The following is a 25,706-nucleotide window of genomic DNA, read 5'->3' as shown; positions in this document are numbered from 1 at the left end:
GCTTAGGGGGTGGGCGCCGGGTTGACCTCGGCCGGCTCCTCGGTGACTTCCGGTTCCTCGGCGTGCTCCTTGCGGCCGCTGACCAGCAGGCCCAGCAGCGCGCCCACCACACAGATGCCGACGGTGACCATGAAGATGTCGCCGTACATCGCCGCGAACGCCTTGATGTACATCGTGCCCTGCGCGAGCACGCGTTCCAGCAGGGTGGCATCCGGCGGGATCGCCGCCGTCAACCCGGCGACGATCTGGTTGAACCGGTAGAAGCCCCAGGCCGTCAGCGCGGCGACACCGATCAGCATGCCCGTCATGCGGGCCACCACCACCGCCGCCGAGGCGATGCCGTGTTGCGCGGCCGGGACCACCCGCAGGGCCGCCGACGACAGCGGCCCGATCACCAGGCCGAGGCCGAGGCCGGCCACCAGCAGGTTGGCGTGGATCGTCGGCACGCTGAACAACCCGAAGACATTGACCTTGTGCCCCATGATGTCTTCGCGCCAGTAGTGAATCAGCCAGTACCCGTAGGCGGCGATCAGCAGCCCGACGAAGATCATGATCCGGTCCCCGATGCGGGTGGCGATCCAGCCGCCCAGCACCGCGCCGATCGGCAGCGCGATCAGAAACCACAGCAGCAGCCCGGCCGCCTGGTTCTGGTTCATCTGCAGCACGCCCTGCCCGAACAGCTCCACGTCCACCAGCGTCACCATCAGCGCCGCGCCCGCCGCCAACGAGGCGCCCAGCGCCGCGAGGAAGGGCCGGAAGCGCACCCCGGCCGGGTCGATCAGCCGGGTGCGCGAGAACCGCTCCCACACCACGAAGCCCGTCGCGGCGACGATCGCGCCGATCACCAGCGGCAACCCGTAGCTCGGCAGCACCTGCTTGCCGTCGGGGTTGGGGTTGTACAGGCCGATCACCGCGAGGCCAAGCGCGACGGCCAGCAGCAGGCCACCCACCAGGTCGATCCGCTCCGGCGCCTCGGTGCGATCCCGCGAGGGCAGGCTGAATTGGATCATCACCATCGCGATCAGCGTCAGCGGGACGTTGATCCAGAACACGTATCGCCAGTCGTGGAACAGGAAGACGATGAAGATGCCGTACAGCGGGCCCAGCACGCTGCCCAGCTCCTGCGCGGCGCCGATGCCGCCCAGCACGCCGGCGCGGTTGCGCTGCGACCAGAGGTCGGCGCCCAGCGCGAGGGTGACCGGCAACAGCGCGCCGCTGGCCACGCCCTGGATGGTCCGGCCCGCGATCAGCATGTGGAAGTCGCCGAACTGACCGGCCAGCGCGGTGACCACCGACCCCACGATGAACAGGGCCAGGGCGGCCTGCAGCAGCATCTTGCGGCCGAACCGGTCGGACGCCCGGCCGAGCAGGGGCATCGCCGCGATGTAGCCCAGCAGGTACATCGTCACGATCCAGGTGATCCGCTGCAGCTGGTTAACCGGGATGCCGACGTCGGACATGATGTCGCGCATGATGGTGACCACGACATAGGTGTCGAGGGCCCCCAGCAGCACCGCAAGGCTGCCGGCGCTGATCGCGACGCGGCGTCCCGCCCGAGTGCTCACGAGATCACCGGGGGCTTGGTGACGGTGACCGGTGCGCCCCAGTTGGACATGGTCATCTGCAGGGAATTGCCCGAGCTCTTCTCCAGGCTGGCCTGCACCAGTTGGTGGTCGCCGTTCTCCTGGATCCACACGGTGCCCGGCACCTGTCCCGATGCGGTGAACTGCGGAACGAGCTTGTTCACCGCGTCCGCGGAGAAGTTCCCGCTGATCTTGACCGCTTCCTGCCCGTTGATGTTGTCGCGCCCCTCGGCCTTGGCGTTGGTGAAGTTGTTCAGCGCGTTGGCCAGCCCGGTGTCCGGGTTCAGGATCACCGAGACGTCGTAGATGTCGGACGCCTTGCCGAAGTCGCTCCACTTGTTCGGCGTGAGCGTCGCGTACAGGTCGCCGTCGACGACGACGAAGTCAGCTTGAATGTCGGACCCCCCGACGGTGAGCGTGGCGTTTCCGGACGCCGCGGTGGCCGGTGCGTTGGTGAGGTCACCCGTCAGCACCTTGATGGGCAACCCCGGAATCTTGCCGTTCACCTTTATAACGAGGTGGGCGCTCTTGACGTTCTTGGTCGATGCGGCGGATTGCTTGACCAGGTTCGTGGCGTCGGGCAGCGGCCCGCCGCTCACCTTCGGGCCCGACGAGCATCCGGCGATCAGGGCGGAGGCGAGGGTTAGGGAAGCGAGGACGGCCAGTAGACGGTGGCGAGTCGGCATACCCTGCATCGTAGAGGGTGCCCGTGACCGGCTCTTCGAACGCGGGGCCCGCCCGGCCGCGTATCGGCCCGATAACCTGGTGCAATGTTCACCGGAATTGTCGAGGAGCTCGGGGAGGTGACCGGCCGCGAGATGCTCGCCGACGCCGCGCGGTTGACCATCCGCGGGCCGCTGGTGACCGGCGATGCCGGGCATGGCGATTCGATCGCCGTCAACGGCGTGTGCCTCACGGTCGCCGAGCTGCTGCCGGACGGCCGGTTCACCGCCGACGTGATGGGCGAGACCCTGAGCCGGTCGAACCTGGGCGAGTTGCAGGTCGGCAGCCGCGTCAATCTCGAGCGTGCCGCGGCCGTCAACAGCCGCCTCGGCGGACACATCGTGCAGGGGCACGTGGACGGCACCGGCCAGGTGGTGTCCCGCGCCCCGTCGGAGCATTGGGAGGTCGTGCGGATCGAGGTGCCCGCGGCGGTGGCCCGCTACGTCGTCGAGAAGGGGTCGATCACCGTCGACGGAATCTCCCTGACCGTGTCCGGGCTGGGCGCTGAGCCGCGCGACTGGTTCGAGGTCTCGCTGATCCCGACGACGCTGGAACTGACCACCCTCGGCCGTGCCCCCGTCGGAACCCAGGTGAACCTCGAGGTCGACGTCATCGCCAAATATGTTGAGCGGCTGATTACGCATAATCCCAGTTCAAGCGCATAAAGTCCGAGTTTCTCAACCCTATTCTTAGCACTGGTCACGCTGCCCCCAGCGGGCATGTTTTCGTGGACGTATTGCTTTACGGCCCTGGTCACCTCGTCAGCCCAGTCGTCCGCCATACGCCGGCCCTATCGCCGTGGGTAACGGCAAATCCAGGGCCTGTCCCTCTAGCCTTCTTTTCGTGCCGCATTGGGTTCATACGCTGTTGTGCTGGCTGTCTGTCCACTGGGGCGACGTGGTGCCGGCATGGCTGGCGGTCATCGTGGCCGCGATGTTCGGCTGGCTGTCGTGGCACTCTTCGCGCCGGTCTGCGGCTGCGGAACGTGGGGCGAGAGAGCAGGCTGACCGCGCCACGACGGCCGCCGAGCGAGCGGCGGCGGCCGCCGACCGCTCCGCTGCCGCCGAGGAACGGTCGGCGGCAGCCCACGAGAAGCTGCGACGCGGAACTCCGGAATTTCGTGTTACGTTAATCAAGTGAGGCCACTGACGGTCCACGACTCGGCCCTCAAGCGCGAGTACACCGAGGACGACATACGACACGCTCTCGAGAACATACACATTTCTTACGACGTGATCGACGACGATCCGCCTCGGACCTGGGTATTTGGCTTCACGGCCGGGGCGGTCTTGATCGAGCTGATCGTGCTTCACAAGGCCAAGGAAGACCTCGTGATCCATTGCATGAAGGCCCGGAAGGCGGAACTAGACAAAGCCCTTCGCATCACGGGAGGTAGGTACTGAAATGGGAACTTCTAAAAAAGACGCGGCGCGCGCCGCGAATGTGCTCAGATCGGGCAAAGGGGGCAAGTCCGTCGCTGCGTCTGATCTGGCGCAGGCCGCGAGTAAGCGCGGGCGCCGGAGGGTCGCCAACGCGGCGAAGTCTGGGCGTTTCCAGGTGGTGCGGCGCCCTGAGGTGAGGAGCATGCCTCGGACCGTCAGGCCGCAGGAGCCGAACAATGACGCGGGCGACGAGCGCCCATTGCCGGAGTCGGTGGACGAGGAAATCATCGCCCGTTTGATTGCCGAAGCTGAGGATGGGATTCCTGCGGGGAAGTTGCGTCGTCGCGGGCGTCCTGCGATTGGCGGTGAAGCGGCGAGGGCGTTTTCGATTCGGCTGCCCGAGGACTTGATAACCCTCGCCGACGAGCGTTCGCGGATCGACAGTGTGAGCCGGGGGGAGACGATCCGTCGCGCGCTAATCGAGTACCTCGCCAAGTGACACCACGAAGGACCGGCGGATACCCTGCCGCTCAAACATATTTGGCCTACACCAGGGTGCGACCAGCGGTGTTTTCCCAGCAACCCTGAAGTGGAGGTTGAGGCGTCATCGCCAAATACGTTGAGTGGCTGACGAAAGCAGACCGCTAGCAGCGGTGGTGTGGTGCCGCTGCAGCGGCCTGCTCTCAGATCAGGTGGTTGTGTGCTGGTTTACAGCCCGCGCCACACAGGGCCGTCCCAGTAGCCCCAGTCGTTGAACTGGGCATTCCAGACGACCTGGGCCCACGGCGCCCACGGCGGCGGCGGGGGCATCGGCCGCGCCCACGGCGGAGGGGCGCCGTACCCCGCAGGTCCGCCGTAGTTGTCGTCCCAGTCACGGCAGTTGTTCCAGTGCTGGTACGGACCCCAACCCGGGTTCCACTGGTCGCCCGGGCACCAGTGGTAGTGCTTCACGGGTGCGGGGGGAGGTGCCGCCTGGGCGGTCCCCGACGTCAGCCCCAGCGCGGCCGCGGCCATTCCGCCGGCCGCCAACGCACCGGTGCACAGGCGAACCCATGTCTTGGTTTGCGTGTTTGTATTCATGTCTCGCAGATTTCCCTTATGAATGTGGCCAAAACGGCATCCGCCGTCCCTCACACGTGGCTCATAGCCGGGGCTTACACGCGGCTTACGCCAGGGCCGGTTTCGGGCAGAAAAGCCGTGGCAATAACGGCGCTTCCGTGGTGGTTCATACTGGATGCAACACTTGGGCCGCTCCCATGGCCCCTACGACAGCAAGGCAGCACAGATGACGAGGTTGGACTCCGTCGAGAGGGCGGTTGCCGACATTGCGGCCGGTAAGGCCGTCGTCGTCATCGATGACGAAGAACGCGAGAACGAAGGCGACCTGATCTTCGCGGCCGAGAAGGCGACGCCGGAGATGGTGGCCTTCATGGTCCGCTACACCTCGGGATACCTGTGCGTACCGCTGGACGGAGCGATCTGCGACCGGCTTGGGCTGCTGCCGATGTACGCGGTGAACCAGGACAAGCACGGGACCGCCTACACCGTCACCGTCGATGCGAGAAAAGGTGTGGGCACCGGGATTTCGGCCTCCGATCGGGCCACCACGATGCGGATGTTGGCCGACCCCGCCAGCGTCGCCGAGGATTTCAGCCGCCCCGGTCACGTGGTTCCGTTGCGCGCCAAGGACGGCGGCGTGTTGCGCCGGCCCGGCCACACCGAGGCCGCCGTCGACCTCGCCCGGATGGCGGGGCTGCAACCCGCGGGCGCGATCTGCGAGATCGTCAGCCAGAAGGACGAGGGCTCGATGGCCCAGACCGACGAGTTGCGGGTCTTCGCGGACGAGCACGACCTCGCGCTGATCACCATCGCCGACATCATCGAGTGGCGGCGCAAGCACGAGAAGCACATCGAGCGCATCGCCGAAGCGCGGATCCCGACCCGGCACGGGGAGTTTCGCGCCATCGGCTACTCCAGCATCTATGAGGACGTCGAGCATGTGGCGCTGGTCCGTGGCGAGATCGCCGGCCCCAACGCCGACGGCGACGACGTGCTGGTGCGCGTGCACTCCGAATGCTTGACCGGTGATGTGTTCGGGTCGCGCCGCTGCGACTGCGGGCCCCAGCTGGACGCGGCGATGGCGATGGTCGCGCGCGAGGGGCGCGGCGTGGTGCTGTACATGCGTGGCCACGAGGGCCGCGGCATCGGGCTGATGCACAAGCTGCAGGCCTACCAACTGCAGGACGCCGGGGACGACACTGTCGACGCCAACCTCAAGCTCGGATTGCCAGCCGACGCAAGGGATTACGGGATCGGCGCGCAGATCCTGGTCGACCTCGGCGTGCGCTCGATGCGGCTGCTGACCAACAACCCGGCCAAGCGGGTCGGGTTGGACGGGTACGGGCTGCACATCATCGAGCGGGTGCCGCTTCCGGTGCGGGCCAACGCCGAGAACATCCGCTACCTGATGACCAAGCGCGACAAGATGGGTCACGACCTGGCCGGGCTCGACGACTTCCATGAATCCGTGCACTTGCCAGGCGAATTCGGCGGTGCTTTGTGAGCCCTGCGGCCGGCGTCCCGGACGTGCCGCCGCTGCAGGCGTCCGGCCTGCGGCTGGCAATCGTGGCCAGTACCTGGCACGCGGAAATCTGCGACGCGCTGCTGGACGGTGCCCGCAAGGTGGCATCCGAGTCCGGTATCGACGATCCGACGGTGGTCCGGGTGATCGGGGCGATCGAGATCCCGGTGATCGCGCAGGAGCTGGCCCGCAATCACGACGCCGTCGTCGCGCTGGGCGTCGTAATCCGTGGCCAGACACCGCATTTCGACTACGTTTGTGACGCCGTGACGCAGGGGCTGACCAGGGTGTCGCTGGACTCTTCGACGCCGGTGGCCAACGGGGTGCTGACCACCGACACCGAGGAGCAGGCGCTGGACCGGGCCGGCCTTCCGGAATCGGCCGAGGACAAGGGCGCCCAGGCCACCGGGGCGGCCCTCGCCACCGCCCTGACATTGCGTGACCTGCGCGCTCGGTCGTGACGTCGCCGCCGAGCCGAGAGGTCTGGGATGTCGAGCTGCGTCCCCACCGCACGCCGTTATTCGTTTACATCGCCGCGTTTCTGATCGCCGCGGCGCACATCGTGGTGGGCCTGCTGCTCACGATCCAGTCCAGCGGGGTGATCTTTCACCCCTCCGATCAGGTGGCGATAGCCGCCCTTGGGCTGGTGATCGCCGGCGGCGTGCTGCTGTTCGCGCGCCCACGGCTGCGGGTGGGACCGGCCGGGCTTTCGGTGCGAAACCTCCTCGGGTACAAGCTGATTCCTTGGTCGGATGTGGTCGGCGTGTCGTTTCCCGCCGGCCGGCGGTGGGCCCGCATCGACCTGCCCGACGACGAGTACGTTCCGCTGATGGCGATCCAGGCCGTCGACAAGGAGCGCGCCGTGGAAGCGATGGACACCGTGCGGTCGCTGCTCGCGCGATATCGCGCAGACGCCAGCTGAGCGCTGTACCATCGCCCGATGGCACGTCACGTGCGAGCGGCTGCCGCGCTGGTCATCGCCGCGGTGCTGGTGAGCTCTTGCGCAACCTCGGTGGCGGGTCGAGCGGTGCGGGCCCCCGGTCAGCCGGGGATCCTCGCGAATGCGCACCTGGCGATCCCGGCGCGCGAGCTGCTCTTGCCCGACGGGGATAGCACGCCTTTCGGCCCGGCGACCGCGAATCCGCTAGGCGACAACTACTTCACCAGCGCGCGGCCACCGGAATGCTCGGCGGCGCTGCTGTTCAAGGGTTCCCCGCTGTTGCCTCCCGGCTCGGCGGAGCACGCCGAGTCGGCCTACCGTGTCGGCGGCGCGGCGCAATACGCCGAGTCGGTCGACGTCTACGACAAGGCGGTGAAGGCGCACGACGCGGTGTCGAAGGGCTTCGCCGCCATCGCCAAATGCCATGGTGAAGCCGTGGGGATGTCGCCCGCCGGGCCGTTTCGGCCGATGCGGCTCAGCTTCTTCGGTACCACCGACGACGGCGTGCTCGTCTGGACCATGACACGTCAGGATTGGACCTGCGACTACGGGCTGGCGGTGGTTGCGCGGGTGGCCCTGATGCTGTCGGCCTGTGACGACAAGCCGGGATTCCCGATGAGGGACTGGGCGTCGAAGCGCAAGGCGCAGCTCGACCGGCGGACCGCCTGACGAGCCCGTGACTCAATCGGCCGTACGGCACCGGTTCCGCCCCGACTTCGCAGAATCGGCGACGATTCCTGTCGATGCGGTCGATGCGGTCGATGCGGTCGATGCGGTCGATGCGGTCGATGCGGTCGATGCGGCTATTCAGCCATGCATTTCGGCGTCTTGCTGGCTCTCGGCTATGACACGACCCAATCGAGGTCAAACGCGTTGCCGATGGCGTCGGCAAGGGCTGGCTCCTGCGACGCGAGGAGGTAGCCGATTCGGCGACCAAGGTCAGACACCGGGATCGTTTGAACGTTGTCGCAGCTGACCACCGACGGTTGATTCAGCCCGTTCGCCGTGCCTACCGGAACTTCGGTGGACAGTCCACGGACGGTCGTCGTGATCGGGGCGACGGTGACGTTGCTGAGGTGTGGACGCACCACCTCGCGGGTGAGAATCACGACCGGTCTGGCTTTGTCGAGCCTGGCGATGTGGATAGGTCGCATCAGCCGATGTCGAGGGAGGTGCGAGCAGAGTGGCCGGCCAGCGCATCCAGATCGCTCGGCGCTGACGTACCGGCCGCGAGAATCTCCGCGTCGCGTTCGGCGAGACGGCGGCGCCGTTCCCGTTCCAGCGCCCTCAGCACAACGGCCGCACGGCTGCGAGCATGGTTGCCCTTGACCTCGTCATCGATGAAGGCGACGATCTCGTCGGGTAATCGGACCGCAATCTGTGTGCTCACTTCACAGATGGTACCAGTTTGGTATGCATCTCTTATCGTGGCTGCCGATAGCCAACCCATCAACTGGTGGGAACGGGCGACGCCGCGAGAACGGCACTGACTGCCTCGGCTGGACGTAGGTGAAAGATCGCGGAACTTACCGATCTGGAGGCTGCGCGACCCGAAGGCCTATCTAGCCACGCGGGGCCGCCGACACCCGATGCCGACGAGTCACTGCCGTCCGACCCGCCTACTAGCCTGAGTACGTGCCAGATCCCGCAACGTATCGCCCCGCGCCCGGGTCCATCCCGGTCGAGCCAGGCGTCTACCGGTTCCGGGACGTGCACGGGCGCGTCATCTACGTCGGCAAGGCCAAGAGTCTGCGTAGCAGGCTGACGTCCTACTTCGCCGACGTCGCCGGCCTGCACCCGCGAACCCGCCAGATGGTGACCACCGCGGCCAAGGTCGAGTGGACGGTGGTCAACACCGAAGTCGAGGCGTTGCAGCTGGAATACAACTGGATCAAGGAATTCGATCCGCGCTTCAACGTCCGCTACCGCGACGACAAGTCGTACCCGGTGCTGGCCGTCACCCTCAACGAGGAGTTCCCGCGGCTGATGGTGTACCGCGGCCCGCGACGCAAGGGGGTGCGCTATTTCGGCCCCTACTCGCACGCGTGGGCAATCCGCGAAACGCTGGACCTGCTCACCCGCGTCTTCCCGGCACGCACGTGCTCGGCCGGAGTGTTCAAGCGGCACAAGCAGATCGACCGCCCGTGCCTGCTCGGCTACATCGACAAGTGCTCGGCGCCGTGCGTCGGCAGGGTCAGCGCCGAGCAGCACCGCCAGATCGTGGAGGACTTCTGCGACTTCCTGTCCGGCAAGACCGATCGCTTCGCCCGCGACCTGGAGCAGCAGATGAACTCCGCGGCCGAGCAGCTCGATTTCGAACGGGCCGCGCGGCTTCGCGACGACCTGTCGGCGTTGAAGCGGGCCATGGAGAAGCAGGCCGTGGTGCTCGGCGACGGCACCGACGCCGACGTGGTCGCCTTCGCCGACGACGAGCTGGAAGCGGCGGTGCAGGTGTTCCACGTGCGTGGCGGCCGGGTCCGCGGCCAGCGCGGCTGGATCGTCGAAAAGTCCGGGGAGCCCGGCGATTCCGGGGAGGAGCGGCTGGTCGAGCAGTTCCTGACGCAGTTCTACGGCGAGCAGGCCGAGCTGGGCGGCTCGGCCGATGAGGCGGCCAACCCGGTTCCCCGCGAGGTGCTGGTCCCGTGCCTGCCGTCCAACTCCGAGGAGCTGACCAGCTGGCTGTCCGGGCTGCGCGGCTCGCGCGTCACCCTGAGGGTGCCGCGGCGCGGCGACAAGCGCGCCCTGGCCGAAACCGTGCAGCGCAACGCGAAAGAGGCCCTGCAACAACACAAGCTGAAGCGCGCCGGCGACTTCAACGCGAGATCCGCCGCGCTGCAGAACATTCAGGATGCGCTGGGCCTGGCCGACGCGCCGCTGCGCATCGAATGCGTCGACATCAGCCACGTGCAGGGCACCGACGTGGTGGGCTCGCTGGTGGTCTTCGAGGACGGCCTGCCCCGCAAATCGGACTACCGCCACTTCGGGATCCGGGAGGCCGCGGGCCAGGGGCGCTCGGACGACGTCGCCTCCATCGCCGAGGTGACCCGCCGCCGCTTCGCGCGCCACCTCAGCGAGCAGCAGGACCCCAATATGCTTTCCCCGGAAGGGAAATCGCGCCGCTTCGCGTACCCGCCCAACCTCTACGTCGTCGACGGCGGCGCACCGCAGGTCAACGCGGCCAGCGCCGTGCTCGACGAGCTCGGCGTCACGGACGTCGCGGTGATCGGACTGGCCAAGCGGCTGGAGGAGATCTGGGTGCCCTCGGAGCCGGACCCGATCATCATGCCGCGCAACAGCGAGGGCCTCTACCTGCTGCAGCGGGTGCGTGACGAGGCGCACCGGTTCGCCATCGCCTACCATCGCAGCAAGCGATCCAAGCGAATGACCGCCTCGGCGCTCGATTCGGTGCCAGGATTGGGCGAACACCGCCGCAAGGCGCTGGTAACGCATTTCGGATCGATAGCCCGCCTCAAGGAGGCCACCGTCGACCAGATCACCGCCGTTCCGGGCATCGGCGTGGCCACGGCCACGGCCGTCCTCGAGGCGCTGCGACCCGAACAATCCGGGGACCCGCAATGACGGGCGACGCGGGCATCGACGTCGTCCTGGTGACGGGGCTGTCGGGGGCCGGGCGGGGCACCGCGGCCAAGGTGCTCGAGGACCTCGGCTGGTACGTCGCCGACAACCTGCCACCCCAGCTGATCACGCGCATGGTCGATTTCGGGCTGGCCGCCGGTTCGCGCATCACCCAGCTGGCGGTGGTGATGGACGTGCGGTCGCGCGGCTTCACCGGCGACCTCGACGAGGTCCGCAACGAGTTGGCCACCCGCAGCATCACCCCGCGCGTGGTGTTCATGGAGGCGTCCGACGACATGCTGGTGCGCCGCTACGAGCAGAACCGGCGCAGCCACCCGCTGCAGGGCGACCAGACCCTGGCCGAGGGCATCGCCGCCGAGCGCAGGATGCTGGCCCCGGTCCGCGCCACCGCCGACCTGATCATCGACACGTCCACGCTGTCGGTGCGGGGCCTGCGGGAGAGCATCGAGCGCGCGTTCGGCGGCAACGGCGCCGGAACGACCAGCGTCACTTTCGAGTCCTTCGGCTTCAAATACGGCCTGCCGATGGACGCCGACATGGTGATGGACGTCCGGTTCCTGCCCAACCCGCACTGGGTCGACGATTTGCGCCCACTCACCGGCCAGGACCCCGCGGTGCGCGACTACGTATTGGGCCAGCCCGGCGCGGGCGAGTTTCTCGACGCTTACCATCGATTGCTAAACCTGGTCGTCGAGGGCTACCGCCGGGAGGGCAAGCGCTACATGACGGTCGCGATCGGCTGCACCGGCGGCAAGCATCGCAGCGTCGCGATCGCCGAGGCGTTGATGCAGCGCTTGGGGGGTAACCCGCAGCTGACGGTGCGGGTGCTGCACCGGGATCTGGGTCGCGAATGAGTGAAGGCATCGTTGCGCTGGGGGGCGGACACGGCCTGTATGCGACGCTGTCCGCGGCGCGCCGGCTGACGCCCTACGTCACCGCAGTGGTCACGGTCGCCGACGACGGCGGCTCGTCGGGCCGGCTGCGCAGCGAACTGGACGTCGTCCCGCCCGGCGATCTGCGAATGGCCTTGGCGGCGTTGGCATCTGACAGCCCTTACGGGCGGCTGTGGGCGACCATCCTGCAGCACCGATTTGGCGGCACCGGCGCCCTGGCCGGGCACCCGATCGGCAACCTGCTGCTGGCCGGACTCAATGAGGTGCTGGCCGATCCCGTCGCCGCCCTCGACGAGCTGGGCCGCATCCTCGGCGTCAAGGGCCGGGTGTTGCCGATGTGCCCGATCGCGCTGCAGATCGAGGCCGACGTGGCCGGCCTGGAGGCCGACCCACGGATGTTCCGGGTGATCCGCGGCCAGGTGGCGATCGCGACCACGCCCGGCAAGGTGCGGCGGGTGCGGCTGCTGCCGCCCGACCCGCCGGCGACCCGGCAGGCCGTCGACGCGATCATGGCGGCGGACCTGGTGGTGCTGGGCCCAGGCTCGTGGTTCACCAGCGTCATCCCGCACGTGCTGGTCCCGGGGCTGGCGACGGCGTTGCGGGCCACCACCGCCCGGCGCGCGCTGGTGCTCAACCTGGTGGCGGAGCCGGGGGAGACGGCCGGCTTCTCGGTGGAGCGCCATCTGCACGTGCTGGCCCAGCACGCACCCGGTTTCACCGTGCACGACATCATCATCGACTCCGAACGGGTGCCCAGCGAACGCGAGCGCGAGCAACTGCGCCGCACCGCGACGCTGCTACAAGCCGAGGTCCACTTCGCTGACGTGGCCCGACCTGGTACACCTTTACATGACCCGGGCAAGCTCGCGGCGGCGCTGGACGGGGTCCGAGCGGGTCACAAAGGTCAAGGAGCCCCTTTGGATCGGACCACCGCGCAGCTGCCGGTCGACGTTGAGACGAGGGGTGACGACGCGTGGCGATGACGACCGAAGTCAAGGACGAGCTGAGTCGCCTGGTGGTGAAATCGGTCAGCGCGCGGCGCGCGGAGGTCACGTCCCTGCTGAGGTTCGCCGGCGGGCTGCACATCGTGGGTGGCCGGGTGGTCGTCGAGGCCGAGGTGGATCTGGGCAACGTCGCGCGCCGGCTGCGTAAGGACATCTTCGAGCTGTATGGGTACAACGCCGTCGTGCATGTGTTGTCCGCCAGCGGGATTCGCAAGAGCACCCGGTACGTGCTGCGGGTGGCCAACGACGGCGAGGCGCTGGCGCGCCAGACGGGCCTGCTCGACATGCGGGGGCGCCCGGTGCGCGGCCTGCCGGCCCAGGTCGTCGGCGGCAGCGTCGGCGACGCCGAGGCGGCGTGGCGGGGGGCCTTTTTGGCGCACGGGTCGCTGACCGAGCCGGGACGTTCGTCGGCCCTGGAAGTCAGCTGCCCCGGCCCGGAGGCCGCGCTGGCGCTGGTCGGGGCCGCGCGCCGGCTCGGGGTCAGCGCGAAGGCGCGCGAGGTGCGCGGCGCGGACCGGGTGGTGGTGCGCGACGGCGAGGCGATCGGCGCTCTGCTGACCCGGATGGGGGCCCAGGACACCCGGCTGGTCTGGGAGGAGCGTCGGATGCGGCGCGAGGTCCGCGCGACGGCCAACCGCCTGGCCAATTTCGACGACGCCAACCTGCGCCGGTCGGCGCGCGCGGCGGTCGCGGCGGCCGCCCGGGTGGAGCGGGCGCTGGAGATCCTCGGCGACACGGTCCCGGACCATTTGGCGTCGGCCGGCCGGCTGCGCGTCGAGCACCGGCAGGCGTCGCTGGAGGAGCTCGGTCGCCTGGCCGACCCGCCGATGACGAAAGACGCTGTGGCCGGCCGCATTCGGCGCCTGCTGTCGATGGCCGACCGCAAGGCGAAGGTCGAAGGCATTCCCGACACCGAGTCGGCGGTGACGCCCGACCTGCTGGAGGATGCCTAATTCAGCGCGCGGTGCTGATCCGCTCCAGCACGACTCGCACGCCACCCATGTCGGGTCGCGTCCAGATCATGCGCCCATCCTCGTCTAGGCGCCGGGTGACCTCGATGCCAGGCAGGCCGACCGGTCGCAGCACGAACACGCCGTCCTCGTAGGAGGCGACTACGTGGATGGGTGTCGTGAAGTCGAACACCGACACGTCGTGGACACCGTGTTCCGCGGTTCCGTCCGCGCGGGCATCGGCTATGGTCCCGCCACCGCAGTCGACGATTCGGTTGCCGCACTGTTCAATCCGCTCGGTATACCCCAATAAAGGGTCGCCGTCCGGCACCGGCGCACCTCCGCGGGTGGCCGAGATGACTCGCCAAGTACCCCTCAGGTCAGGCGCTCCATCCACCAAAGGCTCGGTGCATCCGGCCAGTATCAGCGGCGGGAATTCATCGCCATAACCTCCGGGTGGGGTGTGGGCCACGGGGATGTCATCGGCGTTGAGTTCCCCTGTGGACCCGATATCCGACATGTTCGATGCCTCCTGGGAAGGTGACCCCTAAACTACTTGCCTGGGGAAGCCCGTCCAGCAAATTGCTGGGCTTGGCGGGTGGGGGAGGGCTACGGTCATCGCATGAAGCGGCTTTCGAGTGTCGATGCGGCGTTTTGGTCTGCGGAAACCGCGGGCTGGCATATGCATGTGGGTGCGCTCGCGATCTGCGATCTCACCGATGCCCCCGAATACAGCTTTGAACGCGTCCGCGAGCTGATCATCGAGCGGCTGCCCGAGCTGCCGCAGCTGCGGTGGCGGGTCACCGGCGCGCCCCTCGGGCTGGACCGGCCGTGGTTCGTCGAGGACGAAGAGCTCGATGTCGACTTCCACATCCGTCGCATCGCCGTCCCCGCCCCGGGCGGCAGGCGCGAGGTCGACGAGCTGGTGGGTCGGCTGATGTCCTACAAGCTGGACCGTTCCCGACCATTGTGGGAGCTCTGGGTAATCGAGAACGTCAAGGGCAACCGGGTCGCGACGCTGACCAAGATGCACCACGCGATTGTCGACGGCGTCTCGGGCGCCGGGCTCGGCGAAATCCTGCTCGACGTCACGCCCGAACCCCGTCCGCCGCAAACGGAGACGGTCGGATCGTTGGTGGGATTCCAGCTTCCGGGGCTGGAGCGGCGCGCGATCGGCGCGCTGATCAACGTCGGCGTCAAGACGCCCTTCCGCATCGCCCGGCTGGTGGAGCAGACTCTGCGTCAGCAGGTCGCCGCGCTGGGGGTCAGCAGTCGGCCGCCGCGTTACTTCGAAGCGCCCAAGACGCGCTTCAACGCACCGGTGTCTCCACACCGGCGGATCACCGGCTGCCGCGTCGAGCTGGACCGCGCCAAGGCCGTCAAGGACGCCTTCGGCGTCAAGCTCAACGACGTGGTGCTGGCGCTCGTGGCCGGGGCCGCCCGAACGTACTTGATGAAGCACGATGAATTGCCGGCCAAACCGCTCATCGCGCAGATCCCGGTCTCGACGCGCACCGACGAAAGCAAGAGCGACGTCGGCAACAAGATCAGCTCGATGACCGCGTCGCTGGCCACCGACATCGAAGACCCCGCTGATCGGCTGAGGGCCATCCACGAAAGCACCCAGAGCGCCAAAGGGATGGCCAAGGCGCTGTCGGCACACCAGATCATGGGCCTTACCGAGACCACGCCGCCGGGATTGCTGCAGCTGGCCGCCCGCGCCTACACCGCTACCGGGCTCTCGCGCAACCTGGCCCCGCTCAATCTGGTCGTGTCCAATGTCCCGGGCCCGCCGATGCCGCTGTACATGGCGGGCGCCAAATTGGAGTCGCTGGTCCCGCTCGGCCCGCCCGTCATGGACATCGCCCTGAACATCACTTGCTTCTCCTACGAGAAATACCTGGACTTCGGCTTTGTCACCACCCCCGAAGTCGCCAATGACATCCACGAGATGGCCCGCGCCATCGAGCCGGCGCTGACCGAGCTCGAGAAGGCCGCGGCGCAGGAGTGATCGGCTAGACCGGCTTTTTGTGGGACTTTCTGCCCTAGTGGCGGGTTTCCGTCTGGCCATAATTAGAACAAGTTACAGGTCTTGATTTATGGCCTTGTACAGCGGAAACAACAAAATGCTCAGCCACAGTTGCAACTCAGTCTAGTCACGAGTGCGCACGTCTGGAGGTAGGCCGGTGACGTCGATTCACCAATGCGATGCCCAGTCGGTTCTGGTCGCCATCGATGATCTCTTGCCCAAGCTGCGGCAGCGGGCCCAGGAAACCGAGGAACTGCGGCGACTGCCGGATGCCACCGTCAGCGAGCTCCAGGAAATCGGCTTCTTCCGGCTGCTGCAGCCGGGGCAGTGGGGCGGCATGCAGTGCGATCCGACGGTGTTCTTCGAGGCCGTCCGGCGCCTGGCCAGTGCGTGCGGGTCCACCGGATGGGTGGCATCGATCCTCGGGGTGCACAACTGGCACGCCGCGCAGTTCGACCAACAGGCCCAGCAGGACGTCTGGGGCAACGACGCAGGCGTCCGGATCTCCTCGTCGTACGCCCCGATGGGCGCCGGTCGGGTGGTCGACGGCGGTTATCTGGTCGACGGCTCGTGGAACTGGTCGTCGGGTTGCGACCACGCCACGTGGACCTTCGTCGGCGGCCCGGTGATCAAGGACGGCCAGCCGGTCGACTTCGGCAGCTTCCTGATCCCCATCAGCGACTACCGCATCGACGACGTCTGGCACGTCGTCGGCCTGAAGGGCACCGGCAGCAACACCTTGGTCATCAAGGACGTGTTCGTGCCCCGGCACCGGTTCCTGTCTTACAAGTCGATGAACGACCACACCGCCCCGGGTTTGGCGACCAACACCGATCCGGTCTATCGGATGCCTTGGGGCACAATGCATCCCACCACGATCACCGCCCCCATCGTCGGCATGGCATACGGGGCCTATGAATCCCACGTGGAGCATCAGGGCCAGCGGGTGCGCGCGGCGTTCGCGGGCGAGAAATCCAAAGACGACCCCTTCGCCAAGGTTCGCATCGCCGAGGCGGCCAGCGACATCGACGCCGCCTGGCGGCAGCTGATGGGCAACGTCGGCGACGAGTACTCGTGTTTGGTTGCGGGTCGGGAGGTCCCGTTCGAGCTGCGAACCAGGGCCCGTCGTGACCAGGTGCGCGCCACCGCCCGAGCGGTCGCCTCGATAGACCGCTTGTTTGACGCCTCGGGTGCCACCGCGTTGGCGAGTAGCGGTTCGATTCAACGGTTTTGGCGCGACGCGCACGCCGGCCGGGTGCACGCCGCCAACGATCCCGAGCGGGCCTACATGATCTTCGGCAACCACGAATTCGGGCTGCCGCCCGGCGACACGATGGTCTGATTCCAAAGGAGCGATTGATGCCCTGCCCTCACCTTCCGTCCGGCTTCGACCCGACCGACCCGGACATCTACGCGGAGCGCTTACCCGTCGAGGAGCTCACCGAGCTGCGTCACAACGCACCGATTTGGTGGTGTGACCAGCCCGTCGGCAAGGGTGGCTTCAATGACGGCGGCTTCTGGGTGGTGACCAAGCACAAGGACGTCAAGGAGGTTTCGCTGCGCAACGACGTCTTCTCCAGCTGGCTCAACGGCGCCATCCCGCGGTTCGGCGACGACATGGCGCGCGAAGACATCGACCTGCAGCGGTTCGTCCTGCTCAACATGGACCCCCCGCATCACACCCGGCTGCGCAGGATCATCTCCCGCGGATTCACGCCTCGCGCGATCGGCCGGTTGCGCGACGAGCTCAACGAGCGCGCGCAGGCCATCGCCCAGGCGGCCGCCGCCGAGACTGCTGGCGATTTCGTCGAGCAGGTGGCGTGCGAACTGCCGCTGCAGGCCATCGCGGGCTTGCTCGGGGTGCCGCAGGAGGACCGCAGCAAGCTGTTCCGGTGGTCGAACGAGATGACCGGTGCCGAGGATCCCGAGTACGCCCACGTCGATCCCAAGGTCTCGTCGGCGGAGGTGCTGGCCTACGCGATGAAGATGGCCGAGGCCAAGGCCGAGAACCCGGGCGACGACATCGTGACCACGCTGATCGAGGCGGACATCGACGGGGAGAAGCTCTCGGAGGAGGAGTTCGGGTTTTTCGTGATGATGCTGGCGGTCGCCGGTAACGAGACCACGCGCAACTCGATCACCCAGGGCATGATGGCGTTCGCCGACTTCCCCGACCAGTGGGAGCGCTACAAGAACGAACGCCCGGAGACCGCCGCGGACGAGATAGTCCGTTGGGCCACACCGGTTACCGCGTTCCAGCGCACCGCCAACCAGGACACCGAACTGTCCGGGGTCACGATCAAGAAGGGCCAGCGGGTGCTGATGTTCTACCGCTCGGCCAACTTCGACGAGGAGGTCTTCGCCGACCCGTTCTCGTTCGACATCATGCGTAACCCCAACCCGCACGTCGGATTCGGCGGCACCGGCGAGCACTACTGCATCGGCGCCAACCTGGCCAAGCTGACGATCAACCTCATGTTCAACGCCATCGCGGACCACATGCCCGACCTCGCTCCCGTCTCGAAACCGGAGCGGATTCGGTCCGGGTGGCTCAACGGCATCAAGCACTGGCAGGTCGACTACACCGGTCGGTGCCCGGTCGGGCACTGACCGCGGGGCCAATCCTATTGGGGCTGCCCGACTTTGGGCCGCAGGTTCTCCTCCACCTCGGCGTGCCAGTGCTTGTTCGCCGCGGTGGTGTCGACCTCATACTCGAAGCGGTCGGTCATCTGCGGCGTCACGTCGGCGGCATCGACATAGAACTGCTGATACCAGCGGCGCAGCTGATAGACGGGGCCGTCCTCTTCGACCAGCAACGGGTTTTCGATTCTGGTCTTGTGCTTCCAGATCTCGACGTCCTGCAAGAAGCCCATGCTGACGCCGTCGGCGAACGCCTTGGACAGCTTCTCGGTGGCGTCGTCGTCCATGCCCTCGGGCTTCCGCACGATGACACCCCACTGCAGCATGAAGGAGTCCTGCGTGACGGGGTAGTGGCAGTTGACGAGGACCGACTCGACCTTGTAGCCGCCGTAGCTGTTGTGTAGCCAGTTGATCATGAACGACGGGCCGAAATAGGAAGCCTCGGAATCGAGCAATTGCTCACCGGTGTAATGCGATCCGCCGAGCAGCACGTCGGGCCGGCCGACCGTGCTGAGGTACTGCGACGCGATGTGCCCCTCGAAAACGTTCTTGAAGTACGTCGGGAAGCCGTAGTGGATGTAGAAGAAGTGCGCCATGTCGACGATGTTGTCGACGATCTCGCGACAGTTCGAACCCTCGATGAGCTGACTGCGCCAGCGCCAGCCGGTCCAGTCGGCGCTGGCGGCCTCGGGGATGTCGGGGATCTGCAGTTCCGGTGACGGCGGGTTGCCCTCGTGGTCGTGCCAGACGAACAGCAGGCCGTTGTGCACCTCGGTGGGCCAGGTGCGGGTGCGCGCCATTCGTGGGGTGCGCTTGGCATACGGCACCTCCTTGCACCTGCCGTCGCCGCCCCACCGCCAGTCGTGGAACGGGCACGCGACGGTGTCGCCCTTGATCGTGCCCTGCGACAAGTCCCCGCCCATGTGCCGGCAGTACGCGTCGAGCACCCGCAGGTTGCCTTCGGCGTCGGCGAAGACGACCAGCTTGGTGCCGAAAACGTGGACCGGGTGCGGCCGGCCGTCGCGGAAGTCCTTGGCCACGCCCAGGCAGTGCCAGCCGCGGGCAAACCGGGTCGGCAACGCCCCGACGTCGATTTCCCGGACGCCGACCCCAGCGGTATCGATACTCACTTCGGACCTCCACTCGCCAACCGGCCAAACTAGAACACGTTATAGTTTGGTCCCATGTGGGCCGGTATATATGCAGGCTAAAGCCACTACATATGTGACTTATGGCCCTAGTCAGGCGTCGCGGTCGAGATAGGTGGTCGCGTAGACCCAGGACAAGAACCGGGCCACCGCCTCCGCGGATTTGTGCGCGCGCGGCGAACCGAAGATGTCGAAAGCGTGCTGCGCGTAAGGCAATTCGGCGTAGACCACGGGGGACTTCGACACCGCCCGGAGTTCGGCGACGAACTCCTGCGCCTCGACGACCGGGATCAGGGAATCGTCACTTCCGTGCAGGACGAAAAACGGTGGCGCGTCCGGCCGTACGTATTGGATCGGCGAGGCGTCGAGGTAGATGTGCCGGTGGGTGCTGAGCTTGTGTTTGACCACCAGCCTTTCGAGCACCTCCACGAACTCGGCCCGCCCGTCGGCCTCGGTGGAATACCAGTCGTAGCGCCCGTAATAGGGCACGGCCGCCACCACCGAGGTGTCGGCCTCCTCGAAGCCCGGCTGGAATTTGGGGTCATTGGCGGTCAGGGCCGCCAGCGCGGACAGATGACCGCCGGCCGACCCGCCGCTGATCGCAACGAAATTGGGGTCCCCGCCGTAGGCCGCGATGTTCTCCTTGACCCACGTCAGCGCGCGCTTGACGTCGACGATGTGGTCGGGCCAGGTGTGCCACGGAGAAACGCGGTAGTTCATCGACACGCACACCCAGCCGCGCGAAACCAGGTGGCTCATCAACGGATACGCCTGGGGGCGGCGCCACCCGATCATCCAGGCGCCCCCGGGCACCTGCAACAGCACCGGCGCCTTGCCATCGCGCGGCAGGTCGCTGCGCCGCCAGATGTCGGCCAGGTTTGCACGCCCGTGCGGACCGTAGGACACGATGTTTTCTTTGTCGACGAAGCGCCGCCGGGCCACCGTGGTGCGCAGCGGCGGATTGCGCCGACCCCTGCCCTTTTGGCTGGTCGTCGCCGCGGGCAGCTTGGCCAGTTCTTCCGCGTAGTCTCCTCCGAGCTCTTCGGTCAGTCCGGTTTCCAGCACCGGGCCGGGCGTCGTCGCGCCGCGGTAGGCGATCATTCCCAGGATCGGCCAGGACGCGACGGTGAGGGCCAGCGCCAGCTTTCCTTTTCGTCCGGCGAAATCACCCCGGCGGCCGCGGCGGAGGGCATCCAGCATGGAGGCGGCGGCGTAGACGCCCGGCACCTCCGAGGCCGGCCAACCGAACCAGAACACCAGCACCGAGGCGTAGGGATGCCGGCTTATCGGGTGTAAACCGTTGGCGGCGTTGACGAGTTCGACCGCGGCGCGCGCCAACGGCCGGGGCTTTCGAAGCCTCCGCGCGAGCCGCATCAGCCGTTGACCCGGGACAGTAGTTCGTTGCGCAGGATCTTGCCGGTGCTGCCGCGGGGGAGCTCGTCGAGGACGGTGATCTCGCGGGGCACCTTGTAGTTGGCCAGGTTGTCGCGCACGTGTTGCTTGAGCGTGTCGACCGTGGCGGACCCGCCCGGGGTCAGCACCACGAAGGCCGCTAGCCGTTGGCCGTACTGTTCGTCGTCCACGCCGATCACCGCCGCCTCCGCGACCTCGGGGTGCGCCGCGAGGGTCTTCTCCACCTCGATCGGGTAGACGTTCTCGCCGCCGGACACGATCATCTCGTCGTCGCGCCCGACGACGAACAGGCGCCCGGCCTCATCGAGGTATCCGACGTCGCCGGACGACATGAACCCGGCGTGGAAGTCTTTCGTCGTGCCCGAGGTGTAGCCCTCGAACTGGGTGTCGTTGCGGACGTAGATGGTGCCGACCTCGCCGGTGGGCAGCTCGTTGAATTCGGAGTCCAGGATGCGGATTTCGGTTCCGCCCGCCGGCCGGCCGGCGGTGTCGGGGGCCGCCCGCAGGTCCTGCGGGGTGGCGGTGGCGATCATGCCGGCCTCGGTGGCGTTGTAGTTGTTGTAGATGACGTCGCCGAACTGGTCCATGAACGCGGTGACGACGTCGGGGCGCATCCGCGAACCGGAGGCCGCGGCGAAGCGTAATGACTTGCAGCTGTACCGGTTCCGCACCTCGGGTGGCAGCTCCATGATCCGGTCGAACATCACCGGCACCACCGCCAGACCGGTCGCCTGATGCCGGTCGACGAGATCGAGCGTGGCCTCCGGGTCGAACTTGCGCCGGGTGATCACCGTGCAGGCCATCGACGCGGCGAATACCAATTGCGAGAAGCCCCAGGCGTGGAACATCGGCGCCACGATCACGACATTCTCCTCGGCCCGCCACGGCGTGCGATCGAGGATGGCCTTGAGCGTTCCGATCCCCGCGTTGCCGCCGGTTTGGTTGGCGCCCTTGGGCGTTCCGGTGGTACCCGAGGTGAGCAGGATCATCCTGCCCTTGCGGCCGGTGCGGTGCGGCCGGCGGCCGGCGTGGTCGGTGATGAGTTTCTCGACCGTCAATTCGTGCTGCCCGCCGGTCCACGCCAGGATGCGGGTGGCGTCCGGCCGGTCGGCCAGGGCGCGGTCCACCGTCTCGGTGAACTCCTCGTCGTAGATGACGGCGTCGACGCCTTCGCGGCTGACCACCTCGGCCAGCGCCGGCCCGGCGAACGACGTGTTCAGCAGCACCACGTCGGAGCCGATCCGGTTGACGGCCACCACGGACTCGACGAAACCGCGGTGATTGCGGCACATGATGCCGACCACCTTGGGAGCCCCCGAGGGCAAGCCCTGCAGGGCGGCCGCCAGCGCGTTGATCCGCTCGTCGAGCTGCCGCCAGGTCAGCGTGCCGAGCTCGTCGATCAGGCCGGGACGGTCCGGGCAGCGCTGGGCCGCGCCGGCAAATCCCACCGTCATGCCCATGCCCTCGCGGCGCATGGCGGTGGCGATCTTCCAATAGCGGTCGGGCCGCATCGGCGCGATCATGCCGGCGCGCCGCAACGTCCCAAAGATGCCGAGGGCCTCGTCGATTCGGGATGCCATGGCTCAGCCCAGGATCGGGAAACGGCGCTTGGCGGCGAGGTCGCGCAGGGCCTGCTGCATCACCGCCCGCACGTGCTCGTCCACCTCGTCGACGTCCGGGTCGTCGCCGAATTGCGCGGCGATGTCGATCGGTTCGAGCACCTGCGTCACGATCTTGGTGGGCAGCGGCACGTTGGGCGGGATCACGGCGCTGAACCCGAACGGGAAGCCGAACGACAGCGGCAGGATGGCGCTGCGCAGCAGGCGCTTGACGCCCAGCCGCTCCGCCAGCCACGTGCCGCGCGACAGGTAGAGCTGGGTCTCCTGGCCGCCGATGGACACCGCCGGCACGATGGGCACGCCGGCCTCGATCGCCGTGCTGACGTATCCCTTGCGGCCGTTGAAGTCGATGACGTTCTCCGCGAGCGTCGGCCGGTAGGCGTCGTAGTCGCCGCCGGGGAAGACGACCACCACGCCGCCGGACCGCAGGGCTTTGGCCGCGTTCTCCCTATTGGCGCGGATGTAGCCGGTCCGCCGGAAGAATTGCCCCGTCGGGCCGGTCATCAGGATGTCGTGGCTCAGCGTGTAGACCGGCCGGTCGTAGCCGAACTTTTCGTAGAAGTGGACGCTGAAAATCGGTACGTCCATTGGGAACATGCCGCCGGAGTGGTTGCCGACCACCAGCGCCCCGCCCGGCGGGAATGAATTCAAGCCGTGCACCTCGGACCGGAAATAGGTCTTCAGGAACGGGCGCATGAGGCCCATCACGCGCTGGGTCAGACCGGGATCGAACTTGTCGATGTCCTCGATGTCTGCGCTGTCGGTGTCGGTCACAGTTCTCCCTTGTGGTGCCGGCGGGGCCGCATTGCCGCGTCGAGTCCCATGATGGTAGCGACCGGATACCCGGACGAACGTTTTGATCCAGCCCGCGACCGAGGTATCCAGTTGTCGAAGCCTATGGCGCCGGTCGGATCGGGGGGTATTGTTACCTCCGCCGATGACCCTGCCCAGCGAAAAGAGGCGAAGATGGACGTCGCTGGTTTGTCCGGTGAGCGCGGTACTCGCTCGGTCGCTGGGCACGGTTCCAATAGCGTTCGTGACCGCCGCGGCCGCCCGCCCCGCAGCAGCGCGGTCCGCCCCGGCCCGGTCAATGTCCGCCAACCGGCGACCCGGGCGGAGTCGCCGACGGCGGCGGCCGCGACGGCGGATCGCCGCCAGGCCGAGTACTTCCGGCGGGTGCTCATCCAGAACCGTCGCCACATCGACCACCGGCTCACCGAGTACCAGAAGGCGATCGCGACCGCGGACGCCGCCGGTGACGCCGAAGGCGCCGCCGGCCTGCGCCGGATGGCGCGCGTCGAGGAGCAGGAACGCCAAACCCTCGATGGATTGATCGAAAAGCTGCAGCGCCGATTTCCGCCCCGCAACGGGGCCGGGGTCCGGTAGGGGCTGCGGAGGTTCAATCACGCTGCGTGCCAGCTGGTTTCACCTGCGACGGGAATGAGGCCGCCCATGGGATTCATGTCACCGGAGCTTCCGGACGTCGACCCCGACACGTGGCGGGCGCAGCCACGGGCGACGCGACTGCAGATCGTGACCCGGCACTGGGCGGAACACGGCTTCGGAACCCCGTATGCGGTGTATCTGCTGTACCTGTTCAAGATCGCGTTGTACGTCGCGGTCCCGGCCGCGATCATCTCGCTGACCCCCGGCCTGGGCGGGCTGGGCCGCATCGGCGAATGGTGGACGCAGCCGATCGTGTACCAGAAGTTCATCGTCTTCACGCTGCTGTTCGAGGTCCTGGGCCTCGGCTGTGGGTCCGGACCGCTGACCGGGCGGTTCATGCCGCCGGTCGGCGGATTCCTATATTGGTTGCGGCCCAACACGATTCGGTTGCCCGCCTGGCCGGGCAAGGTGCCGCTGACGAGCGGCGACACCCGCACCGTCGTCGACGTCGCGCTCTATGCCGTCGTGCTGGCCGGCGGGGTGTGGGCGCTGTGGGCGCCGGGCCCTCTGATCGACCCCGTCCGGGTGGTGCCGACGATCGTGGCGCTGGCGGTGCTGGGTCTGCGCGACAAGACCATCTTTCTCGCGGCCCGCGGCGAACACTACTGGCTGAAACTATTCGTATTCTTCTTCCCGTTCACCGACCAGATCGCGGCTTACAAGATCATCATGCTGTGCCTGTGGTGGGGAGCGGCGACCTCGAAGCTCAACCATCACTTCCCGTACGTCGTGTCGGTGATGACGAGCAACAACGCGCTGCTGCGGCCCAAGCTGTTCAGTCCCTTCAAGCGCGCGATGTACCTCGACCACGTCAACGACCTGCGACCCTCGTGGTTGCCGAAGGTGATGGCCCACGTCGGCGGAACCACGGCGGAATTCGTGGTTCCCACGGTTCTGGTGTTCGTCGCGGGCGATCAGCCGTGGCGATGGTTCCTGATCGCGTTCATGGTGATCTTCCACCTCAACATCATTTCCAACCTCCCGATGGGGGTCCCGTTGGAGTGGAACGTGTTCTTCATCTTCTCGCTGTTCTATCTGTTCGGGCACTACGGCGCGATCCGCGCCACCGACCTGCGGTCACCCCTGCTGCTCGCCCTCATCCTTGTCGCGGTCGCCGTCGTGATCGCGGGAAACATGTTCCCCGAAAAGATTTCGTTCCTGCCCGCGATGCGCTACTACGCGGGCAACTGGGCCACCAGCGTGTGGTGCTTCCGCGCGGGCGCCGAGGACAAGATCGAGGCCGACATCGTGAAAAGCTCTGCGCTCGTGGTGAATCAGCTGGCCAAGCTCTACGGCGCCGGGACCGCCGAAGTGATGTCCGACAAGGTGGCGGCGTTCCGGGCGATGCACACGCACGGCCGGGCGCTCAACGGCCTGTTGCCCCGCGCTCTCGGGGGAGAGGCCAACGAGGCCGACTACAGCATCCGCGAGGGCGAAGTGGTCGCCGGTCCGCTGGTGGGGTGGAACTTCGGTGAGGGCCACCTGCACAACGAGCAGCTGCTGGAGGCGGTGCAGCGGCGCTGCCAATTCGAAGAGGGCGACGTCCGCGTGATCGTGCTCGAGGGCCAACCGATCCACATCCAAAAGCAGTGGTACCGCATCCTCGACGCCAAGACCGGGGTGATCGAGGCGGGCTACGTCGAGGTCGCCGACATGCTGACCCGCCAGCCGTGGCCCGAGCCCGGCGACGAGTTCCCGGTCCAAGTCACCGCGCGCGCCGTAGCCGAAACGTGACCCAGGCTTGATCGAATCGCTAAC

At 67.3% G+C, this 25,706-nt stretch carries 27 protein-coding genes; 17 read left to right on the top strand and 10 right to left on the bottom strand.

Annotation, left to right across the window (positions count from 1 at the left end; genetic code table 11):
* Positions 1 to 2 precede the first annotated feature (2 nt).
* Together AC5Y5E_RS06560 and AC5Y5E_RS06555 are read right to left on the bottom strand one after the other, a co-directional pair.
* Complete coding sequence (locus AC5Y5E_RS06560) at positions 3 to 1,565, bottom strand: MFS transporter (protein ID WP_499902177.1); 1,563 nt, start codon at positions 1,563 to 1,565, stop codon at positions 3 to 5.
* Complete coding sequence (locus tag AC5Y5E_RS06555) at positions 1,562 to 2,269, bottom strand: LppX_LprAFG lipoprotein (protein ID WP_499902176.1); 708 nt, start codon at positions 2,267 to 2,269, stop codon at positions 1,562 to 1,564. Before AC5Y5E_RS06555 ends, AC5Y5E_RS06560 begins: the two co-directional genes overlap by 4 nt.
* Positions 2,270 to 2,353: 84 nt before the next feature.
* On the opposite strand from AC5Y5E_RS06555, the gene AC5Y5E_RS06550 reads away from it, so the two are divergent.
* From AC5Y5E_RS06550 to AC5Y5E_RS06535, 4 genes are all read left to right on the top strand, one after another.
* On the top strand, positions 2,354 to 2,971 hold the full coding sequence (locus AC5Y5E_RS06550; RefSeq protein WP_499902175.1) for a riboflavin synthase: 618 nt from the start codon (positions 2,354 to 2,356) through the stop codon (positions 2,969 to 2,971).
* 178 nt (positions 2,972 to 3,149) lie between these two features.
* Complete coding sequence (locus AC5Y5E_RS06545; protein ID WP_499902174.1) at positions 3,150 to 3,446, top strand: hypothetical protein; 297 nt, start codon at positions 3,150 to 3,152, stop codon at positions 3,444 to 3,446.
* Positions 3,443 to 3,709, top strand: a complete 267-nt coding sequence (locus AC5Y5E_RS06540; RefSeq protein ID WP_499902173.1) for a hypothetical protein — start codon at positions 3,443 to 3,445, stop codon at positions 3,707 to 3,709. The genes AC5Y5E_RS06545 and AC5Y5E_RS06540 overlap by 4 nt, the downstream gene beginning before the upstream one ends.
* 181 nt (positions 3,710 to 3,890) lie before the next feature.
* Complete coding sequence (locus AC5Y5E_RS06535; RefSeq protein WP_499902172.1) at positions 3,891 to 4,187, top strand: CopG family transcriptional regulator; 297 nt, start codon at positions 3,891 to 3,893, stop codon at positions 4,185 to 4,187.
* A 209-nt stretch (positions 4,188 to 4,396) separates the two neighbouring features.
* Here AC5Y5E_RS06535 and AC5Y5E_RS06530 read toward each other — a convergent pair whose 3' ends face one another.
* Positions 4,397 to 4,768: an Mtp family mycobacterial-type pilin gene (locus AC5Y5E_RS06530; protein WP_499902171.1), complete on the bottom strand. Its 372-nt coding sequence runs from the start codon at positions 4,766 to 4,768 to the stop codon at positions 4,397 to 4,399.
* A gap of 205 nt (positions 4,769 to 4,973) precedes the next feature.
* Here AC5Y5E_RS06530 and AC5Y5E_RS06525 point away from each other — a divergent pair, with 205 nt between their 5' ends.
* The 4 genes from AC5Y5E_RS06525 to AC5Y5E_RS06510 are packed head-to-tail and all read left to right on the top strand — an operon-like array spanning position 4,974 to position 7,878.
* Complete coding sequence (locus AC5Y5E_RS06525; RefSeq protein ID WP_499902170.1) at positions 4,974 to 6,251, top strand: bifunctional 3,4-dihydroxy-2-butanone-4-phosphate synthase/GTP cyclohydrolase II; 1,278 nt, start codon at positions 4,974 to 4,976, stop codon at positions 6,249 to 6,251.
* On the top strand, positions 6,248 to 6,730 hold the full coding sequence (ribH, locus tag AC5Y5E_RS06520) for a 6,7-dimethyl-8-ribityllumazine synthase (protein WP_499902169.1): 483 nt from the start codon (positions 6,248 to 6,250) through the stop codon (positions 6,728 to 6,730). Before AC5Y5E_RS06525 ends, ribH begins: the two co-directional genes overlap by 4 nt.
* Entirely contained in the window at positions 6,727 to 7,191 is a 465-nt protein-coding gene (locus AC5Y5E_RS06515) for a PH domain-containing protein (protein ID WP_499902168.1), read from the top strand. Before ribH ends, AC5Y5E_RS06515 begins: the two co-directional genes overlap by 4 nt.
* Before the next feature lie 18 nt (positions 7,192 to 7,209).
* Complete coding sequence (locus tag AC5Y5E_RS06510; RefSeq protein WP_499902167.1) at positions 7,210 to 7,878, top strand: hypothetical protein; 669 nt, start codon at positions 7,210 to 7,212, stop codon at positions 7,876 to 7,878.
* 173 nt (positions 7,879 to 8,051) lie between these two features.
* Here AC5Y5E_RS06510 and AC5Y5E_RS06505 read toward each other — a convergent pair whose 3' ends face one another.
* A complete protein-coding gene (locus AC5Y5E_RS06505) occupies positions 8,052 to 8,363 on the bottom strand; it encodes a type II toxin-antitoxin system PemK/MazF family toxin (protein ID WP_499902166.1) in 312 nt (103 codons plus the stop codon).
* Positions 8,363 to 8,659, bottom strand: a complete 297-nt coding sequence (locus AC5Y5E_RS06500; RefSeq protein ID WP_499902165.1) for a YlcI/YnfO family protein — start codon at positions 8,657 to 8,659, stop codon at positions 8,363 to 8,365. Before AC5Y5E_RS06500 ends, AC5Y5E_RS06505 begins: the two co-directional genes overlap by 1 nt.
* 185 nt (positions 8,660 to 8,844) lie before the next feature.
* Between AC5Y5E_RS06500 and uvrC the strand changes: the two genes are divergently transcribed.
* The 4 genes from uvrC to whiA are packed head-to-tail and all read left to right on the top strand — an operon-like array spanning position 8,845 to position 13,656.
* A complete protein-coding gene (gene uvrC, locus AC5Y5E_RS06495) occupies positions 8,845 to 10,788 on the top strand; it encodes an excinuclease ABC subunit UvrC (protein WP_499902164.1) in 1,944 nt (647 codons plus the stop codon).
* Positions 10,785 to 11,660, top strand: coding sequence for an RNase adapter RapZ (gene rapZ / locus AC5Y5E_RS06490; RefSeq protein WP_499902163.1), 876 nt, complete (start codon positions 10,785 to 10,787; stop codon positions 11,658 to 11,660). The genes uvrC and rapZ overlap by 4 nt, the downstream gene beginning before the upstream one ends.
* Positions 11,657 to 12,682, top strand: a complete 1,026-nt coding sequence (locus AC5Y5E_RS06485; protein WP_499902162.1) for a YvcK family protein — start codon at positions 11,657 to 11,659, stop codon at positions 12,680 to 12,682. Before rapZ ends, AC5Y5E_RS06485 begins: the two co-directional genes overlap by 4 nt.
* Positions 12,679 to 13,656 carry a DNA-binding protein WhiA gene (whiA, locus tag AC5Y5E_RS06480; RefSeq protein WP_499902161.1) on the top strand — a complete coding sequence of 326 codons (978 nt, stop codon included), beginning with the start codon at positions 12,679 to 12,681 and terminating at the stop codon, positions 13,654 to 13,656. The genes AC5Y5E_RS06485 and whiA overlap by 4 nt, the downstream gene beginning before the upstream one ends.
* A 1-nt stretch (position 13,657) precedes the next feature.
* Here the strand turns inward: whiA and AC5Y5E_RS06475 are convergent, their stop codons facing one another.
* Positions 13,658 to 13,984 carry a hypothetical protein gene (locus tag AC5Y5E_RS06475; RefSeq protein WP_499902160.1) on the bottom strand — a complete coding sequence of 109 codons (327 nt, stop codon included), beginning with the start codon at positions 13,982 to 13,984 and terminating at the stop codon, positions 13,658 to 13,660.
* 291 nt (positions 13,985 to 14,275) lie between these two features.
* Between AC5Y5E_RS06475 and AC5Y5E_RS06470 the strand changes: the two genes are divergently transcribed.
* From AC5Y5E_RS06470 to AC5Y5E_RS06460, 3 genes are all read left to right on the top strand, one after another.
* The gene (locus tag AC5Y5E_RS06470) at positions 14,276 to 15,664 is read left to right on the top strand and encodes a WS/DGAT/MGAT family O-acyltransferase (protein WP_499902159.1); all 1,389 of its coding nucleotides are present in this window, start codon (positions 14,276 to 14,278) and stop codon (positions 15,662 to 15,664) included.
* Between the two features lie 175 nt (positions 15,665 to 15,839).
* Positions 15,840 to 17,024, top strand: a complete 1,185-nt coding sequence (hsaA, locus tag AC5Y5E_RS06465; RefSeq protein ID WP_499902158.1) for a 3-hydroxy-9,10-secoandrosta-1,3,5(10)-triene-9,17-dione monooxygenase oxygenase subunit — start codon at positions 15,840 to 15,842, stop codon at positions 17,022 to 17,024.
* Positions 17,025 to 17,041: 17 nt separating this feature from the next.
* Complete coding sequence (locus AC5Y5E_RS06460; protein WP_499902157.1) at positions 17,042 to 18,292, top strand: cytochrome P450; 1,251 nt, start codon at positions 17,042 to 17,044, stop codon at positions 18,290 to 18,292.
* A 14-nt stretch (positions 18,293 to 18,306) separates the two neighbouring features.
* On the opposite strand, the gene AC5Y5E_RS06455 is transcribed toward AC5Y5E_RS06460, so the two are convergent.
* From AC5Y5E_RS06455 to AC5Y5E_RS06440, 4 genes are all read right to left on the bottom strand, one after another.
* Complete coding sequence (locus AC5Y5E_RS06455) at positions 18,307 to 19,452, bottom strand: 3-ketosteroid-9-alpha-monooxygenase, oxygenase component (protein ID WP_499902156.1); 1,146 nt, start codon at positions 19,450 to 19,452, stop codon at positions 18,307 to 18,309.
* Positions 19,453 to 19,563: 111 nt separating this feature from the next.
* Positions 19,564 to 20,844 (bottom strand): alpha/beta hydrolase, encoded by a 1,281-nt coding sequence (locus AC5Y5E_RS06450; RefSeq protein WP_499902155.1) that lies wholly within the window; start codon positions 20,842 to 20,844, stop codon positions 19,564 to 19,566.
* Positions 20,844 to 22,463, bottom strand: a complete 1,620-nt coding sequence (fadD12, locus tag AC5Y5E_RS06445; protein ID WP_499902154.1) for an acyl-CoA ligase FadD12 — start codon at positions 22,461 to 22,463, stop codon at positions 20,844 to 20,846. The genes AC5Y5E_RS06450 and fadD12 overlap by 1 nt, the downstream gene beginning before the upstream one ends.
* Positions 22,464 to 22,466: 3 nt before the next feature.
* Positions 22,467 to 23,276 carry a 1-acyl-sn-glycerol-3-phosphate acyltransferase gene (locus AC5Y5E_RS06440; RefSeq protein ID WP_499902153.1) on the bottom strand — a complete coding sequence of 270 codons (810 nt, stop codon included), beginning with the start codon at positions 23,274 to 23,276 and terminating at the stop codon, positions 22,467 to 22,469.
* 192 nt (positions 23,277 to 23,468) lie between these two features.
* Between AC5Y5E_RS06440 and AC5Y5E_RS06435 the strand changes: the two genes are divergently transcribed.
* Complete coding sequence (locus AC5Y5E_RS06435) at positions 23,469 to 23,888, top strand: hypothetical protein (RefSeq protein WP_499902152.1); 420 nt, start codon at positions 23,469 to 23,471, stop codon at positions 23,886 to 23,888.
* A 66-nt stretch (positions 23,889 to 23,954) separates the two neighbouring features.
* A complete protein-coding gene (locus tag AC5Y5E_RS06430) occupies positions 23,955 to 25,682 on the top strand; it encodes a DUF3556 domain-containing protein (RefSeq protein WP_499902151.1) in 1,728 nt (575 codons plus the stop codon).
* Positions 25,683 to 25,706 lie beyond the last annotated feature (24 nt).

It is taken from the genome of Mycobacterium sp. NGS54 (assembly GCF_059812465.1).
This window is presented reverse-complemented; position numbering and strand designations above follow the sequence as displayed.

Excerpts from the sequence above, each read along its gene's own strand:
- AC5Y5E_RS06535 (WP_499902172.1), top strand. The coding sequence starts at position 3,891 with ATGCCTCGGACCGTCAGGCCGCAGGAGCCGAACAATGACGCGGGCGAC.
- AC5Y5E_RS06550 (WP_499902175.1), top strand. The coding sequence starts at position 2,354 with ATGTTCACCGGAATTGTCGAGGAGCTCGGGGAGGTGACCGGCCGCGAG.
- AC5Y5E_RS06470 (WP_499902159.1), top strand. The coding sequence starts at position 14,276 with ATGAAGCGGCTTTCGAGTGTCGATGCGGCGTTTTGGTCTGCGGAAACC.
- whiA (WP_499902161.1), top strand. The coding sequence starts at position 12,679 with ATGACGACCGAAGTCAAGGACGAGCTGAGTCGCCTGGTGGTGAAATCG.
- AC5Y5E_RS06510 (WP_499902167.1), top strand. The coding sequence starts at position 7,210 with ATGGCACGTCACGTGCGAGCGGCTGCCGCGCTGGTCATCGCCGCGGTG.
- AC5Y5E_RS06555 (WP_499902176.1), bottom strand. The coding sequence starts at position 2,269 with ATGCCGACTCGCCACCGTCTACTGGCCGTCCTCGCTTCCCTAACCCTC.
- AC5Y5E_RS06460 (WP_499902157.1), top strand. The coding sequence starts at position 17,042 with ATGCCCTGCCCTCACCTTCCGTCCGGCTTCGACCCGACCGACCCGGAC.
- AC5Y5E_RS06505 (WP_499902166.1), bottom strand. The coding sequence starts at position 8,363 with ATGCGACCTATCCACATCGCCAGGCTCGACAAAGCCAGACCGGTCGTG.
- AC5Y5E_RS06500 (WP_499902165.1), bottom strand. The coding sequence starts at position 8,659 with ATGGGTTGGCTATCGGCAGCCACGATAAGAGATGCATACCAAACTGGT.
- rapZ (WP_499902163.1), top strand. The coding sequence starts at position 10,785 with ATGACGGGCGACGCGGGCATCGACGTCGTCCTGGTGACGGGGCTGTCG.
- AC5Y5E_RS06450 (WP_499902155.1), bottom strand. The coding sequence starts at position 20,844 with ATGCGGCTCGCGCGGAGGCTTCGAAAGCCCCGGCCGTTGGCGCGCGCC.
- AC5Y5E_RS06530 (WP_499902171.1), bottom strand. The coding sequence starts at position 4,768 with ATGAATACAAACACGCAAACCAAGACATGGGTTCGCCTGTGCACCGGT.
- AC5Y5E_RS06485 (WP_499902162.1), top strand. The coding sequence starts at position 11,657 with ATGAGTGAAGGCATCGTTGCGCTGGGGGGCGGACACGGCCTGTATGCG.
- AC5Y5E_RS06525 (WP_499902170.1), top strand. The coding sequence starts at position 4,974 with ATGACGAGGTTGGACTCCGTCGAGAGGGCGGTTGCCGACATTGCGGCC.
- AC5Y5E_RS06435 (WP_499902152.1), top strand. The coding sequence starts at position 23,469 with ATGGACGTCGCTGGTTTGTCCGGTGAGCGCGGTACTCGCTCGGTCGCT.
- AC5Y5E_RS06430 (WP_499902151.1), top strand. The coding sequence starts at position 23,955 with ATGGGATTCATGTCACCGGAGCTTCCGGACGTCGACCCCGACACGTGG.
- fadD12 (WP_499902154.1), bottom strand. The coding sequence starts at position 22,463 with ATGGCATCCCGAATCGACGAGGCCCTCGGCATCTTTGGGACGTTGCGG.